The following is a 16,342-nucleotide window of genomic DNA, read 5'->3' as shown; positions in this document are numbered from 1 at the left end:
ATTACTATAATATGTTTTATCATTACTATAATATGTTTTATTATTACTATATATAATAATAAAATCATAAAATAGAATTATATATGGTCTGTGTAAAATGAATCAACTAATAATTTAAACTCTATTTGGAAAAATAGCTATTAAAAAAACCAACAACTAAAATAATAACTATTGGCTTAAAAATATTGCAAATAATGAAAATTAAATATTACATCCTTGTGCTTTTAAATTTACTTTTAAAGAAAAAACATTAGATCATTGGTCTATAGGCATTGCAGGAATATATGCTTCTTTTTTTAGGATCTAAGTATTTATTATCTATATTAACTTATAAAAAAATATAGGGGGTCAATTATTTCATTGTTTTTCATATTTGTTAGGATATAGTTTTATTGGTTTTTTTTGCTTAATTATATAATTTTTTTCTTTATCATTTTCAGTATTTTCATTAGGTTGATGTTTATCATTTATGTTTGAATATATATTATTATCATGCTTGTTAACACTCCTATCCTCATTAATTGAATTAATATTGGTATTGTTATGAATATAACTAACATTTTGACTGTTATTTAATTTTAGGGGTTTGTTTTCGTGATTGATTTTTGGTTCTTGTATATATTCTTCATAAAAACTTTTTAGTATTTTTTTGGTTATGTGTAATATTTTTTTAATTATGTTTCGTTTTTTATCTTGATCTTTATTTTCATTTTTATAATACATACCTATATGGGGAATTTGATCATGTGGCACATTTAATTGTGAATCTAATGTAGATGAACTTGTTTGGCTAGCTTGAGGCATATTATTGTTTGTTGTGAAACTTTCATTATTGGATTGATTTTTTGGACTTAATCTTGCATCAAAGATTTCTTTTGAAGGCAATTTTGATTTCTTAAAATTCCCTTCTTTTTGTTTACTTATTTTATTTATCTCAGATATTAGGTCATTTAACATGTTAGGGTTTTTAACTTTACGAATTTCTAGTTTGTCATTTTCATTTCCAGTATGAACTAAAATACTTCCTACATTAAATGCTCTTTCTAATATTGAGTCGTCTTTTTCGATATGCTGGATTCCACTAGCTACCATATTACTTTCTTTTCGCATAAATATTCCTGATTTTGAAATTACTCTATTTTCAGTAATAATGTATTCTTCGGACCACCAACTTATAATTAAAAAAGCAGTATAAACTAACAATACTAATATAATTAGTAAAAATAAGAGAGAAGTGTAAAATGTTAAGTTAATGTCCACGTAGGGAATTATAACATCATCTATTGTGTTTAAAGCATATAATAAATATGCATCAAGAGGAATTAAAACAAATACAAGAAAAATTCTTTTATATATTAGGAAAAACTCTGGTCGAGTTCTATATATTATTATTTCTCCTTTCATCTCTTCTGGCATTTTCCCACCTTTATTCAGTATAATTTTTAGTTTGAAACCATGATCTAATTGTGTGTTTTAAATTATTCTAAAATAAGTATATTCAAATTATAAGTGTGCTATAAATCTATAATTAATTGTTATAGAAAAATATAATTAATTAATTATAGAAAAATCATATTTTTGTTAGATAAATATTTATATTAACTGTATAAATATTTTTCATATTATTTTATTGTATAATTATAAGGATTATTAGAATTAGTTTAATTAATTTTCAAGTTTTTTTTTAAAATAGATATTGTTTGTTCAAATATATTGTTTGTTCAAATATATTGTTTGTTCAAATAGATATTCAATAGCAATGTTTTCACTGATTTAACAGATGTTATTGCTTTTTAAAAAATAAAAGAGTGTAAAATAAAAGTTAAGTTTTAATCAGTCATGTTTATTAGAAGAAAATATGTACTCCTATAACTTGTAAGAGTATAACAGTAATTACAACTATCACAGCTATAAAAATAAGAACCCTTGGGTAAAAAAGCGTTGATATGCCTATCATCATGATTGGAATGCCAATGATATATGGAGATATGTAATTTGTAGCATAAGTGCCTAACCCTGGTATTGAATAGATTACTGAGGGGAATACTAAGAATAATACTCCAACAATTATAATAATAACTGAAATTGTAGTAAGATATGGTTTATCAATTCCCATAATTTAGTAATTAGTTTATTGTATTATATATACCTATTGATTTTTCAATGTTTAATTAATTAGTGAATTATAATTACAACCAACATGAAATTTAAATCATGCTCTTTTTTTATTTCCATTTTATACATCAATTTAATTTTTAACTAATTTTAATTTAGACTTCCTCTTTAAAGTTAAATTTTAATTTTAAATTTTTCTAAATAGCTATTTTTCACTGTTTTAGAATCGTGTTGATTCATATTTAATCTATTATTTGTTTTTAGTATAAATTTTTATTTTGATAAAAAACTATTTAACCAATAAAAAAAATATTTTATTAATGTTAATACTTAAATTAAATATTATTTTAAGATATTATGGAACAAACTTTAGAAAAGTTTGATCAAAAACTATTTCATGAAATAATCATTTTGGTATAAGAAATGCTTTTATTAATGATTAACTAATTGAATTTAACAATCGAATTTTATATTAATTAGTGTTATTAAATAGGCTTTTTAATCTGTAATAGCTATTTTAATAAGAATTAATATTATAATAATATTTAATATTACACTATTCATTAATTGGAGGAATATCATGTCAAAAAAAGTTGTAGAAGTTAAAACATTAAAAGTAGGGAAGTATGTTATTTTAGATGGAGAAGCATCCAAGGTTACAAGCTTATCTACCTCATCTCCAGGTAAGCATGGGGCAGCTAAAGCAAGACTTGAAGCTGTAGGTATTTTTGACAATCAAAAAAGAAGTATTGTTAAACCAGTAGATACTAAAATAGATATACCAATTATTGACAAAAGAGTAGGTCAAGTTTTGGCTCTTATGGGTTCTGAAGTTCAATTAATGGACATGGAAAGTTATGAAACTTTTGAACTTCCAATTCCTGATGATTTAAAAGACAAAATTGTTGAAGGTGTTGAAGTAGATTATATTTTAGCTTTAGGAAATAAAAAGATCATGAGGACTAAATAATCAAATAATCTTTATTGTTAAGATTATTTTTTCATTTATGGTTCATATATTATTTTTTTCGTATTTTGTTTATTTATCATATTTTGTTTGTTTATTTTATCTTATTTTTGCTTTCCAAATTTATTTTTATTTGGCTATTTTTACTATTTTTAACTCATTTTTTAAAGTATGGATTAACTATTAATAATATTATTTATAAATATATTACTAATAAACATGCTTACATTTTATTTAACAATCCTATCTTAATTAATAGCTTAAAGGTGAACAATGCTTTTTAATACGTATGCTCCATGGAAGTTCGGATTTTCAAAAGATATAACTTCTTTAAACGATTTTAAAGATAATAATGAAGGTAATAAGGAGAATATTTGGGGAATCATTGGTGTTCCATTTGATAGTACTACTTCCTATCACTCAGGAGCACGGTTAGGTCCTATAACTATAAGGGAAGCATCTTTTGGATTTGAAAAATATAATTTTGGATTTGAAAAAGAATTGAACACTCTGTTCTATGATTTTGGTGATCTTGAAGTAATTCATGGGAACTGTGAGAAAACATTAAAAATTCTTGAAGATGCTACAAATGAACTTTTATCAATGAATATCCATCCTATTATAATTGGTGGAGAACATAGTATTTCTTATGCACCAGTTAATGTATTATCTCAGGAATATGGTGCTGGAGAAATTACTATTATTCATTTTGATGCTCATATGGATATGATAAATGAGTATCAAGGTGAAAAATATTCACATGCTACTGTAATGCGAAGAATCCATGATATTTCTCCTAAAAAAATAATTCAAATAGGTATTAGGTCTTCTTCTAAAGAAGAAATTGATTTTGTAAGTAAAACTGATAATATTGAAAGTTTTTCATCAAAAACAGTTAAAAATGATATTACTATGGTTAAAGATGCATTGATAGCTATTAAAGGACCTGTTTATTTGTCTATTGATTTAGATGTTTTTGATCCTTCAGTTATGCCGAGTGTTGGAAATCCTACGGCTAATGGGTTATATCCTGAGGATTTAGAAGAATTTATGAAGATAATAGCTAGTAAAGAAGTTATAGGCTTCGATGCTGTGGAACTATCTACAAATACTTTAGGTGATATCTCTTCTGTTCTTGCTGCAAAAATTGTTTATGATTTTTTAACTTTAATAGGTTAGATAATCTTAGAATTGGATCATTTTAGCCTTATTTGATTTTAAATAGATAATTTTTTAAATAATAATATTGTAATAATTAATTAATAATTGTTATAATTTATAGTTGTTATAATTTGTACTTGTTATCAAATTATTAGTTAATAATGAATTAAAATTATAATTTTTATTATTTAATTGTTTTTATGGATGATTTTTATTAAATTAAGGAGATTAACCGTGAATAGAAGAGAGATAGAGCTTTCAGGTCATATTATTGATTCTTTAGTTTTTCCAAAAGTTTTGGATATAATAATGGATCAGGGTGGAGACTTTAAAATAATAGAATTTAATGTTGGAAAGAGGAAAACTGACATTAGTACGGCTAAATTAATTGTTTCTGCAGATTCTCCCTCTCTTTTAGATCAAATACTTGGAGAGCTTAGTGAGATTGGGGCATCAATATCTGAAATTAAAGAGGCATCAGTAGGGGTATCTCCAAAAGATAAGGTTGTTCCAGAGAATTTTTACTCCACAACTAATCATACTACGCATGTTCTTTACAAAGGGGACTGGTTGTTAGTTGAAGAGATTGAAATGGATTGTATGATTGCAATTGATGAAAATAATAAAAGGGCGTATTCTAAACCAATTGGAAAAGTGAAAAAAGGAGATTTAATTGTTGTTGGAAGAGAAGGAATAAAAGTTACTCCTCCAGAGCGTCCAAGAGGTAAAAAGGGAGTATTTGAATTTATGAATAGTGATGTGTCTTCAGAAAAACCTTTAAAATCAACAATAGAAGAAATAGCTACAGAAATAAAAGAAATTAAAAATAATGGGGGTAAAATAGCTATTGTAGGTGGTCCTGCTATTGTTCATACAGGTTCTGCTAATTTACTCGCTGATCTGATTAAAGAAGGATTTATTGATTATTTATTTGCTGGAAATGCTCTTGCTACTCATGATATTGAAAATGCACTTTATGGAACTTCACTTGGTGTTTGTATAAAAACAGGTAATGTAGTAAATAGGGGTCACAGACACCATATTAAAGCTATAAATACTATTAATAATTCTGGATCTATAAAAAAAGCGGTTGAAGATGGAATACTTAAAAAAGGAATAATGTATGAGTGTATTGAAAATGATGTTCCATATGTATTAGCCGGATCAATACGTGATGATGGACCTCTTCCAGATGTAATAACTGATGTTATAGATGCTCAGGAATTGATGAGACAATATTCGCAAGATGTAGATATGGTTATCATGATAGCTACAATGTTACATTCAATAGCTACTGGGAATATTATATCTTCAAAAGTAAAAAGTATATGTGTTGATATTAATCCTGCTACTGTAACTAAACTTGCAGATAGGGGAAGTGCTCAAGTATTAAGCATAGTAACAGATATTGGTACATTCTTACCTCTTCTTTATGATGAAATTAATAAATAATAAATTAATAGTAATGTGATAACAAATTAATAGCAAATTAATAGTAATGTGATAACAAATTAATAGTAAATTAATAGTAATGTGATAACAAATTAATAGTAAATTAATAGTAATGTGATAACAAATTAATAGTAAATTAATAGTAATGGGATAAGAAAGTATTAATAATTTAATAACAAATTGATCAGTTATGGATGAAAATAACAAAATAACATTTATTGGGAATATTTTAGATTTAGAAATAAATGAAATTTATCCTGCTAAATTGGTAATTGAAAATAGCTACTTTAAAGAAATTACTCCATTAAATCCTCGTGATAGATATGAATTAGATTTAGAAGGAATAATAGTTCCGGGGTTCATTGATTCTCATATACATATTGAAAGCACAATGCTTACTCCATCATATTTTGCAGAAACAGTTGTTCCATTTGGTACAACTTCTGTAATTGCAGATCCTCATGAAATAGCTAATGTAATGGGAATTGAAGGAATTGACTTCATGATTAAAGACGGAAGTGAGGTTCCATTTGACTTTTATTATACTGCTCCATCATGTGTTCCAGCAACTGACTTCGAGACATCTGGTGCAGTTATTGATAGTATGGATATTAAAGAACTAATGAAAAACGATGAAATAATTGGTCTTGGGGAAGTTATGAACTATGTTGGAGTTATAAACAAAGATGAAAAAATAATAGCTAAATTAAATGTGGCTAAATCTTTTAATAAACCTATTGATGGTCATGCTCCATTATTAACTGGTGAAGATTTAAAAAGATACATAGATTTTGAAGATATTGATGGTCCTATATGTATCACTGATCATGAATGTGTTAGTTTTGATGAAGCTATTGAAAAAAAGGCTTTAGGTATGAAGATAATGGTTCGTGAGGGATCTTCTGCTAAAAATATGGAGGCTCTTTTTAATTTAAATGATAGGATAAAGATGTTTAAAAATCAAGATTTTTTTGGAGCAATATCTGTTCTTGAATTTGAAAAGCTTATGAAACATCCTATTTTTGATTTTTTAGTAAGTGATGATAAAAAGCCGGATGATTTAATAAAAGGACATATTAACTTACTATTAAAAAAAGCAATTTATCTTGGAATTGATCCAATTGAAGCGATTAAAATGGTTTCATTAAATCCTGCAAATCATTATAACTTAAATTCAGGACTAATAGCTGAAGGAAAAATAGCTAATTTTCTTTTAATAGATAATTTTGAGGATTTTAATATTAAAAAAACTTATATTCATGGAAATTTAGTTGCAGAAAATGGAAAATCTTTGTTTTCAGGAAAAAAACAGAAAGTAGTAAATAATTTTAAATTAACCTCAAAAAAATCAAGTGATTTTGATATAGATGTACGTAATATAAATGACAATATGAATAATATTGATAATTTTAATGAATATGATGGGATGAATTCTAAAATCAATAAAGGAAAAATAGCTACAAAAATAATTGAAGCAGTTAATGGAGAAATAATTACAAATAGTATTTCTTTTAACTTAGCTATTAAAAATAATGTAGTTCAGCCTAATGTTAAAGAGGATATTTTAAAATTAGCTGTTGTTGAAAGATATGGTAAAAATAATATTGCTAATGCTTTTATTAAAGGATTTAACTTAAAAGAAGGTGCAGTTGCATCAAGTGTTATGCATGATTCTCATAATATTATTGTACTTGGGACAAATAGTGACGACATGGCAAAAGCAGTTAATTTGATTGGTAAAAACAAAGGTGGAATAGCTATTGTCTCAAATAGCTATGAAAAGATTTTACCTCTTCCAATTGCAGGGGTCATGACTGGAGAAAATATTGAAAAAACCGTAAATTTATTTAATGAGTTACAGAGTAAAGTTAAGTCATTAGGTTGTACTTTGGACTCTCCGTTCATGACTTTATCATTTATGGGATTGCTTGTAATTCCAAACCTTAAATTAAGTGATAAAGGACTCTTTGATTCTCTTAATTTCAAATTTACTAATTTATTTATTTAATTGTTGTATTGCTTGACTAATTGTTGTATTATTTAGCTAATTAAATTTCTTATACTTCATATCCTTTCTCTTTAATGGTATTTTTAAGTAGATCAATAGCTTTTTTTTGTTCTTCATTTCCTACTTTATTAATTACACGTTCAGATTCTCGAAATCTTCCAATGTAATAATCTTGCTGCTGCTTATCAACAATATTTATTCTTGTAAAATTAATTAATGATTCGATAAGTGAATAAAATCCTCTGTTGGGAGCTTGAACATATTTTTTATTTTTAATAATTTCTGTGACTGTTGCTGTTATAATTCCAATTTCTGATTTCCTAATAGGGTCATTATTTTTAATTCCCTCTTTTATAGAATTAACTGTACATTTTACATAAGCTTCACTATCTTTTAGAAAAGCTCTGTTGTCATTGTATTCAAAATATTTCTCTTCTAGATTTCCAATTGTGGATAATGTAAAGTATAATGGGTTTTGAGTTATATTAAATACAAATTCATTTTGTTTTTCAATGTTATTTAATGTGTTACTTCCTTTAAATATTCTACATAATATTTCATTTTCACTTTTACAAATAATTCCTATTGGTGCTGCATTCGCCTTTTTATCATTATTTTGAGATGTTATTATGGATTCATAATGTTGACCTTCTCTCATTCCAATTGAACTTAAATTAACAGTCATTTTATCTCCTTTTTAGCTATTATTGTCTACTTTAATATTTTTATATATTATTAATTATAAATAAAAATACTATTCTTTTTATATTGTTTATCCTTTTATTTATTTTTTTCATTTTATTAATTTATACCGAAATTTTAAAATAGGAGTAGATATATAGGATTATTTACCATTGTTTTAGAATGTAATCAAGTTAATGTTTCAGGACTATATAAAATTTTAATTATATGAAACAAACTATTAAAAACGAGAAATCAAAGAGATTCTAGCTTAATGTAATTAAGTGATTCAAAAGTTATTTTAAAAAATAAGCATTCTAAGCATATTAAACACTTTTATTAAAATATAAATTAATTATATTTTATTGATATAATGTTTAATCATTGATTAATTTAATGAAGGAGAAGGATCATGAGATATAAGATGTATGAAGAGATATTAGAACAACCTGAATCGATTAGAAAAACATTCAAAGCAGAATCTGTTAATATGGATGAAATAGCTAAAAAAATCGCTGATGTTGATAAAATTTATTTAATTGGTTGTGGTAGTTCATTATCTACTGCTTACTCTGGAAAAGATGCATTAAGCATGATCTCTGATTTGGATATTGATGTTTTTACAGGTTATGAGTTTTATTATAACAAAAAAATAGAAACTGATAATTCTATAGCTATTTTCACATCCCAATCAGGTGAAACTGCAGATACCTTAGCAGGTTTGAGAACTGCGAATGAATTAGGAGTTCCCACAGTGTCTATCTGTAATGAAGAAGACAGTTCAATGATAAAAGAAGCAACATACTCTGTATTAACGCGATGTGGACATGAAGAGGCAATTCTAGGAACTAAAACATATATTACTCAATTGTCTTCATTATATTATATTCTTTTTAAAGCTTCTAATTATGAGAAAACAGATGAATTAATCAAACAATTAATTGATTTACCTGATTTAATTGAGGAATTAATTAAAAATACTGAAGAAGATTGTAAAAAATTAGCATATGATCTTAAAGATGAGGATATTTTCTATTGTCTAGGTAGTGGTCCTAATTTTGGTCTTGCTTATAAATTAGCTATGACTATGCTTATGGAGGGAGCTTTAAAACATGCTTGTCCGTTGTACTCTGGAGAATTTAGGCATGGTTTAATAGAAAGAGCAGAAAAAAACATCCCTTTAATATTTTTAGAAGCTAATTTCCATTCTGATGAATTAACAAAAAGAGCAATTGATTTTTCCAATAATTTAAAAGCTAAAACATTAGTATTTAAAATGGAAGACTACGCTGATTTAAATAAACTATTATCTCCATTAATACTTGTTATTCCTTTAGAATGGTTTATATACTACCTTGCTCACTACAATAATGAAGATCCTGGAAGTACAAGACATATTGGTAAAATTAGATATTAACACATATTAACACATATTAACACTGATTTCGCAAAATCGAAGATTTTGCAAAATCTCGCTTAATAGATTTATTATTATTTTCATTTAACATTAATGAAAGCACTCAGTATGTTTTAAATGCTTAAATTTTGGAATAGCTTTTGTTCAAACTTTTATTTCCGAAGGAAATTTAGAGAAATCTTTGATTTCTCGTTTTCAAAAGTTTGTTTCAAATAAATAAAGAAAGGAATACTACATTAATATTCCTTTATTTTTTTCAATCTAGCTTATTTTGTTTATTCTAAGTTGTTTTCCAAATATCCTGCATATCCTTTCAAATCAAGTAATCCATGTCCTGAAAAATTAACTACTATTGTTTTTTCTTCTCCAGTTTCTTTGCATTTTTTAGCTTCGTCAATAGCTACTTTAAGTGCATGGTTGGTTTCAGGAGCAGGTACAACACCTTCAGATTTTGCAAATAATGTTCCACTTTCAAATATTTCTTTTTGGGATGCTGATCTTGGTTCGATTATTCCTTCATTAACAAGTAGTGATATTTGTGGTGACATTCCATGATATCTAAGACCTCCTGCATGAACAGATGGTGCAATGAAATCATGACCAAGAGTAAACATTTTAAGAAGTGGTGTGAATCCGTTTGTGTCTCCGAAATCATATTTGTATTCGCCTTTGGTTAATGTAGGACATGAACTTGGTTCAACACCTATGAATTGACAATCACTTTTTCCATCTAATTTATCTTTAATTAAAGGATATGCTGATCCTGCAAAGTTACTTCCACCACCAACACAACCTATAAATACATCGGGTTCTTCTTCAGCTATTTCAAGTTGCTTTTTAAGTTCTTGACCTATTACGGTTTGATGTAACATCACATGATTTAAAACACTTCCAAGAGAGTATTTTGTTTTTTCATCTTTTAAAGCATCTTCCATTGCTTCAGAAATAGCTATTCCTAAAGATCCAGGGGTATCAGGGTCTTTTTCAAGTATTTTTCTACCATACTCTGTGCTTTTACTTGGAGATGCATGAACTTCTCCGTCGTATATCTCCATAATGGATTTTCTAAATGGTTTCTGATCATATGAAACTCTTACCATATATATTCTACAATCCATATCCATCATTGAACATGCAAGAGATAATGCAGTTCCCCATTGTCCTGCACCAGTTTCGGTGGTTAATAATTCCACACCTTCTTTTTTAGCATAATATGCCTGAGCTATTGCACTGTTTAATTTATGACTTCCAGTTGGAGAGGTATCTTCTCGTTTATAGTAAATTTTAGCAGGAGTACTTAATTTTTCTTCAAGACCTTTAGCTCTGTAAAGGGGAGTAGGTCTCCCTATTCTCATATATATTTCCCTTACTTCTTTAGGTATTTTTATATATCTATCCATTGAGAATTCCTGATCTAAAACACCTTGAGAAAAAACTTTAGGTAAGTTTTCAAGTTGTGATTCATTTTCACTATTTTGAGGCATAGGCATTTCTACAGGTAAGTCTGGATTAATATTATACCATTTTTTAGGGACTTCTTCAGAGGGTAAATCAATTTTATACATTATCTTCAACTCTTTTTATTTTTTAATAATATTTTAATCTTTTAATAATATTTATATTTTTTTTAATTTTAGAATGAGTTCAAAATGTTAATTCAAAAAATATTTTATAAATTTTATAAATTTTATAAATATATTATTTTATAATATCAATGTACTATATAAATCTTTATAGTACATTTTAGTACATTGAATTTATATTTTATTAAATGTTTTAATATTGTTTAAAAATTATAATAATTATGAACATATAGTATCATGCAAAAATATAAATAAATTTAATGGTAAAATGAATAAAAAGTAATAAAAAGTATACTTTTAAAATATAATTAAAAAATAAAATCTATAAAATCTAAAATTAAAATCTATAGGATCAAAATTAAAATTAAAATTTAAAATTTAAATATAAATAATTAATAATTAATTAATTTAATGATTTGGAATTTTATTCAAGATTTATTTTTATCTTGTTTGCTTGAGCTTTAGTTAATTCTAAAGTTAGTGTTCCATTAGTAAAGCTAGCAGTGGATTCGTTTATTTCAACTTTGCTTGGTAGGTTTATGATTCTACTTAGGGTTCCATTTTTTCTTTCATTTATGAGTTCTTTAGCATCATTTTCTAATTCTTGTGTTAATGATTTAAATTCTCCACTTAGCTCAACTGCATTTTCGCCTATTTCAATTTCAATATTCTCTTTTTCAACACTAGGAAAATCCGCTTTTATATATATTAATTTTTCAGTTTCTATTAATTCAATATCAATATTATTATTAATTCTTGATCCAAATGACCTACTACCTTTTTTACTTGTTTTAGCTGATCTTTCTTTTTGTTTTAATGAGTCAACACTTTCAAATATTCCATCTACAGTTTTTCCAACATCATCTAAAACTTTTCCTGCAAGAGTTTTTCCTTTCTGTAATTGTCTATCTACAGTTTCAGAGCTTTTATCTATTACATCTTTATTTATATAATCACTTGTTCTTTTTTTTGAATAATTTTCATCTTCCATATATATCACCTGTTGCATTTTTAATAATATGTCTATTGTTTCATATCATTTCTTTGTATTAAATATTTTGCATTGTTTTTGTTCAATAAAAATCTTAATAAAAATTTCAATCGAAATGGGAGATTATTGTATATGCTTAGCTATTTAAATACAAATATATGATACAAAATAAATGTTCTATATTATACTTATTGTTTTTAATGATATTTATAATTTATGTTTGGTTTTTTATTAAATCTTTAAATTTCTTTAAATTTATTCTAATCCATTATAATCATCAGGATCTTTATGTACATCGTCTCTTGGTTGTTTTCTAACATTTTCAAGTTTATTTATTATTTCTTCAATGCCTTTTCCTTGATTTGCACTTATAAGAAGGGGGTCATCGAATTGAGATATAAATTCTTTTATTTCTTCTTGTCTACCTTCATCAAAAGTATTTACAATATCTATTTTGTTAAATAATGCAATTGGAGTTATATTAAATACCTTTTCAATTTCATTATATAATGTGTACTGATTTTCTAAAAGATATCCACTTGTTTGGGATGGATCAAAAATAAATAGAATTGCGTCAGCTAAATGTTCAAGAGCAACCATTGCATTTAATTCAATATCATTCATATCAAGAACAGGTCTATCTAACAATCCTGGAGTATCAATAAATTGGATATGTTTCCATTTTCTTTCAATATGTCCTATTTGGATTCCTTTTGTTGTAAATGGGTAGTTAGCTACTTCAGGCTCAGCATCTGTGATTTGTCTAAGTAATGTTGATTTTCCTACATTTGGAAAACCTGCAATTACAATTGTTGTTGCTTCGAAGTCAATTGTGGGCATATTTCTAAGATTTGCTTTAGCAAAATCTAAAAAATCAAGATCTTTCTTTATTTTCTTTACAACAGAAGCTACTCTACCGTATGCTTGTCTTTGAAGCTCAGATGCTTTAGATGATGGTGCTCTTCTTATTTTTCCAGCATAATCTTTTTCAAGTTGAGTCAATATTCCATATGCCCAATTCATAGCTCCAAGAGATTGCTTCATTTGGTCTACGCCAACAGTTATATCAATATAATCTTGATAAAATTCAGGTAATTCCTCAATAGTAGGAACACGATCTACAATCATTTTAAGTCTATCTTTAATCACTTGACATGCAGTTATAACTTTTGCTTCTTCAATCTTTTTACCTTTAATGCTACGTGGTATTTTTGAGGTTCTAACTAAATCTGCTGTCTTTTTTCCTCTCCTAAACCCTTTATCTAATAACTCTTCAGGAGTAGGAATTGTTGGTATCATCATATTATCACTATTCTCAATTTAAGTATGTTTTATTACTAAATATTTTATTATTATTAATTAATTTATATTATTTATTACTAAATATTTTATTATTATTAATTAATTTATATTATTTATTACTAAGTAGTTTATTATTATTAATTAATTTATATTATTTATTACTAAGTAGTTTATTATTATTAATTAATTTATATTATTTATTACTAAATATTTTATTATTAATTATTCTTCATTATTTTTTCTATGGATTTCTTATTTTTATTTAAATATCTGACCTTGGAAAGAGTAAATTTTAATATTATCATTATTTTCTATCCATGCATCATAATTCAATCCTGCTTTAATACATGTTTGGGATAAAAATTCTTCAGTATTCATATTATGTTCTGTTGCTACTTGTGGAAGGAGTAATCCTTTATTATATTCTTTTTCAATAATTAATCCATCTTTACCAATGACTATTTTATCAACATATTCTTTTGGGTCTTTAACTTTGATTAATTTAGGTTTTGTTAGTACTGTTATTTCGATGTCAATGGTAGGTATTTCTTCTTTGATCACTGGTGGAAATCTGGGATCCTCAAAAGCTGCAGATATTGCACTGTTAATTGTTGCTTCAACAAGTGGAAAAATAGGCTCAGGGTAGCCAATACATCCTCTAAGTTGTTTATTTTTATTCAATGTTACAAATACGCCTAATTCTTCTTTAAGTTCATCTGGAGTGTTTAATGGAGGTTTAATAAGATCATGATTTTCAACATATTTTTTAATAGCTGTTTTAGATAAATCTAATAAAAATTCTCCATTCTCTTTACTTAACATTTAGCTACTTCCTCCAACCATAGTATCAGTAATTCTTGTGTGGGGACCACCATCTCCAACAGGAGCACTTTGTCCTGATTTTCCACAAAAACCAACACTTAACTTAAAGTCATTTCCTATACCATCAACATGCTTTAAGGTTTCAAGAATATTTCCAGATAATGATACATCACGTAATGGGTCTTGTAATTCTCCATTCACTATTTTAAATGATTCAGATGCATTAAATTGGAATATTCCTTTTCCAGTATCTACTTGTCCGCCTCTTGAACCTTTTAAATATATTCCATCTTTTATGTCTTCAATTAATTCATCAAAGCTTAAATCTTGTGGTTTTAGGTAAGTGTTACTCATTCTAACTATTGGTTGGTCACTGATTACAGATCTTGAATTTCCTGTGGAATGCATTCCTAATTTTTTAGCAGTTTCTCTGGAATTTAAAAGTGAAATTAGCTTTCCATCTTTAACTAACTGATTAGGTGCAGTTTTAACTCCTTCAGCATCATATGCATAGTACCCAAATCCATCTGTTCTACTTGGGTCATCAATTATATTAACATTATTTGAGCCTATTTGATTACCTATTTGGTCTTTTAATATGGAATCATTTTGCAGTATCAAATCAGCTTCAACAGCATGACCTAATGCTTCATGAATAAAAACACCTGTTAATTCATTGTCAGTTATAATTGTAAATTTTCCAGATGGCGGGGTTTTAGCTTTTAATAATCTTGAAGCTTTTTCTCCTATTTTTCGTCCAAATTTTTCAATATCTGCTTTTTTAAGAACTTCAAAACCAGATGCTCCGCCTAAGCTACCATGGCTAAATTGTATAACTTCTCCAGATGATGCAACAGCATTAAGGAATAATCCTACTCTTGTTTCATCCATTACAATAGAACTGCCTTCACTATTTACAAATACATTTGTTGATTCAGTATCTGAGTAACTAACAGTTGTACTAACTACTTCACCAATGTTTGCTGATTTATAGGCTTCATTTATTATTTCTTTTTTTTCTTCGACACTTACATCAGATACAGAAATTTCTCGAGGTGTTTTCACATTATCATTAACTATATCTATGGTGTCTAATTCAACATCTCCTTTTAAAGATTTTGATAATTTTAGTGCAGATTCTGCCATTTCCTCTAGTTTACTTATTTCACTTGTAAATCCAAAACCCCAAGCTCCATTTTTCAATACTCTAATTCTTGCACCAATGTTTAATCCAGAGTTTATCTCCTGAATTTCCCCATCTTTCATTATTATACTATTACTATTTCCTTTTCCTGCTCTTATATCTGCATAATCTACTTTATCACTAATATTATTAAGTATTTTATCAAAAACATCCTTATGTTCTTCCATTTTCCTACCTCTCTCTTATTTTTTTAGTTTTCATTAAGTATATGATGCATTTCCTTTTTAAATTATTTAATATAATAAATAATATAATAATTAATAATAATAATAATAATAATAATTTTTAGGATATAAATAATATCATGATTTTAATATTCTAATATTTTTTTATTTACTTTTTAACTTATTATTACTATGTTTGTAATAACTATTAAAACTTTTTTTAAAATAAAATTAATAATGAAAAGGTATTATAAGAAACTTTCCAGATTTCTAACATATATTTCAATAAATAATCGATGTTTTATTAAAAATGGAAATATTAGAGGATTCGCATTTAATGTTTCTTTATTTGTTCTATTTTATTGATTTTTTCTTTATTTTTTGTGTTTTTATGTGAGTTTTTTTTAATATTTTGTTGGTTTTGTTGAATTGTTTTTAGTTGTTCTTATTGTTTTTGGTTTGTTTAATTTTATGT

Annotated in this window: 13 protein-coding genes; 5 read left to right on the top strand and 8 right to left on the bottom strand. The window is 26.2% G+C overall.

The window, feature by feature from the left end; translation table 11 throughout:
• Positions 1 to 357 precede the first annotated feature (357 nt).
• On the bottom strand, positions 358 to 1,416 hold the full coding sequence (locus MBFIL_RS01085; RefSeq protein ID WP_066970627.1) for a PH domain-containing protein: 1,059 nt from the start codon (positions 1,414 to 1,416) through the stop codon (positions 358 to 360).
• Positions 1,417 to 1,846: 430 nt separating this feature from the next.
• A complete protein-coding gene (locus MBFIL_RS10900) occupies positions 1,847 to 2,116 on the bottom strand; it encodes a hypothetical protein (protein WP_211261682.1) in 270 nt (89 codons plus the stop codon).
• A 579-nt stretch (positions 2,117 to 2,695) separates the two neighbouring features.
• Here MBFIL_RS10900 and MBFIL_RS01080 point away from each other — a divergent pair.
• The 4 genes from MBFIL_RS01080 to ade all read left to right on the top strand — a co-directional run bounded on the left by MBFIL_RS01080 (position 2,696) and on the right by ade (position 7,703).
• Positions 2,696 to 3,085: a translation initiation factor IF-5A gene (locus MBFIL_RS01080; RefSeq protein ID WP_066970625.1), complete on the top strand. Its 390-nt coding sequence runs from the start codon at positions 2,696 to 2,698 to the stop codon at positions 3,083 to 3,085.
• Positions 3,086 to 3,355: 270 nt separating this feature from the next.
• Positions 3,356 to 4,261 carry an agmatinase gene (gene speB / locus MBFIL_RS01075; protein WP_066970623.1) on the top strand — a complete coding sequence of 302 codons (906 nt, stop codon included), beginning with the start codon at positions 3,356 to 3,358 and terminating at the stop codon, positions 4,259 to 4,261.
• Between the two features lie 216 nt (positions 4,262 to 4,477).
• Entirely contained in the window at positions 4,478 to 5,695 is a 1,218-nt protein-coding gene (locus tag MBFIL_RS01070; RefSeq protein ID WP_066970621.1) for an ornithine cyclodeaminase, read from the top strand.
• Positions 5,696 to 5,903: 208 nt separating this feature from the next.
• Positions 5,904 to 7,703, top strand: coding sequence for an adenine deaminase (gene ade / locus MBFIL_RS01065; RefSeq protein ID WP_394328403.1), 1,800 nt, complete (start codon positions 5,904 to 5,906; stop codon positions 7,701 to 7,703).
• Positions 7,704 to 7,752: 49 nt separating this feature from the next.
• On the opposite strand, the gene MBFIL_RS01060 is transcribed toward ade, so the two are convergent.
• Positions 7,753 to 8,388 carry a DUF447 domain-containing protein gene (locus MBFIL_RS01060; protein WP_066970617.1) on the bottom strand — a complete coding sequence of 212 codons (636 nt, stop codon included), beginning with the start codon at positions 8,386 to 8,388 and terminating at the stop codon, positions 7,753 to 7,755.
• 408 nt (positions 8,389 to 8,796) lie between these two features.
• Here MBFIL_RS01060 and MBFIL_RS01055 point away from each other — a divergent pair, with 408 nt between their 5' ends.
• Positions 8,797 to 9,801: an SIS domain-containing protein gene (locus MBFIL_RS01055; protein ID WP_066970615.1), complete on the top strand. Its 1,005-nt coding sequence runs from the start codon at positions 8,797 to 8,799 to the stop codon at positions 9,799 to 9,801.
• 275 nt (positions 9,802 to 10,076) lie between these two features.
• Here the strand turns inward: MBFIL_RS01055 and MBFIL_RS01050 are convergent, their stop codons facing one another.
• From MBFIL_RS01050 to MBFIL_RS01030, 5 genes are all read right to left on the bottom strand, one after another.
• Positions 10,077 to 11,369 carry a TrpB-like pyridoxal phosphate-dependent enzyme gene (locus MBFIL_RS01050; RefSeq protein ID WP_066970639.1) on the bottom strand — a complete coding sequence of 431 codons (1,293 nt, stop codon included), beginning with the start codon at positions 11,367 to 11,369 and terminating at the stop codon, positions 10,077 to 10,079.
• 439 nt (positions 11,370 to 11,808) lie between these two features.
• Positions 11,809 to 12,375 (bottom strand): Hsp20/alpha crystallin family protein, encoded by a 567-nt coding sequence (locus MBFIL_RS01045; RefSeq protein ID WP_066970613.1) that lies wholly within the window; start codon positions 12,373 to 12,375, stop codon positions 11,809 to 11,811.
• A gap of 255 nt (positions 12,376 to 12,630) precedes the next feature.
• Positions 12,631 to 13,677 carry an NOG1 family protein gene (locus tag MBFIL_RS01040; RefSeq protein WP_066970611.1) on the bottom strand — a complete coding sequence of 349 codons (1,047 nt, stop codon included), beginning with the start codon at positions 13,675 to 13,677 and terminating at the stop codon, positions 12,631 to 12,633.
• Positions 13,678 to 13,935: 258 nt separating this feature from the next.
• Entirely contained in the window at positions 13,936 to 14,499 is a 564-nt protein-coding gene (locus MBFIL_RS01035) for a TIGR00296 family protein (RefSeq protein WP_066970609.1), read from the bottom strand.
• Entirely contained in the window at positions 14,500 to 15,870 is a 1,371-nt protein-coding gene (locus MBFIL_RS01030) for a TldD/PmbA family protein (RefSeq protein ID WP_066970608.1), read from the bottom strand.
• Positions 15,871 to 16,342 lie beyond the last annotated feature (472 nt).

This window comes from Methanobrevibacter filiformis (assembly GCF_001639265.1).
GTDB lineage: Archaea > Methanobacteriota > Methanobacteria > Methanobacteriales > Methanobacteriaceae > Methanacia > Methanacia filiformis.
This window is presented reverse-complemented; position numbering and strand designations above follow the sequence as displayed.

What these genes read in the sequence shown, in the direction of transcription:
- speB (WP_066970623.1), top strand. Translation starts at nt 3,356, where the DNA reads ATGCTTTTTAATACGTATGCTCCATGGAAGTTCGGATTTTCAAAAGAT.
- MBFIL_RS01085 (WP_066970627.1), bottom strand. Translation starts at nt 1,416, where the DNA reads ATGCCAGAAGAGATGAAAGGAGAAATAATAATATATAGAACTCGACCA.
- MBFIL_RS01055 (WP_066970615.1), top strand. Translation starts at nt 8,797, where the DNA reads ATGAGATATAAGATGTATGAAGAGATATTAGAACAACCTGAATCGATT.
- MBFIL_RS01040 (WP_066970611.1), bottom strand. Translation starts at nt 13,677, where the DNA reads ATGATGATACCAACAATTCCTACTCCTGAAGAGTTATTAGATAAAGGG.
- MBFIL_RS01045 (WP_066970613.1), bottom strand. Translation starts at nt 12,375, where the DNA reads ATGGAAGATGAAAATTATTCAAAAAAAAGAACAAGTGATTATATAAAT.
- MBFIL_RS01035 (WP_066970609.1), bottom strand. Translation starts at nt 14,499, where the DNA reads ATGTTAAGTAAAGAGAATGGAGAATTTTTATTAGATTTATCTAAAACA.
- MBFIL_RS10900 (WP_211261682.1), bottom strand. Translation starts at nt 2,116, where the DNA reads ATGGGAATTGATAAACCATATCTTACTACAATTTCAGTTATTATTATA.
- MBFIL_RS01080 (WP_066970625.1), top strand. Translation starts at nt 2,696, where the DNA reads ATGTCAAAAAAAGTTGTAGAAGTTAAAACATTAAAAGTAGGGAAGTAT.
- MBFIL_RS01060 (WP_066970617.1), bottom strand. Translation starts at nt 8,388, where the DNA reads ATGACTGTTAATTTAAGTTCAATTGGAATGAGAGAAGGTCAACATTAT.
- MBFIL_RS01030 (WP_066970608.1), bottom strand. Translation starts at nt 15,870, where the DNA reads ATGGAAGAACATAAGGATGTTTTTGATAAAATACTTAATAATATTAGT.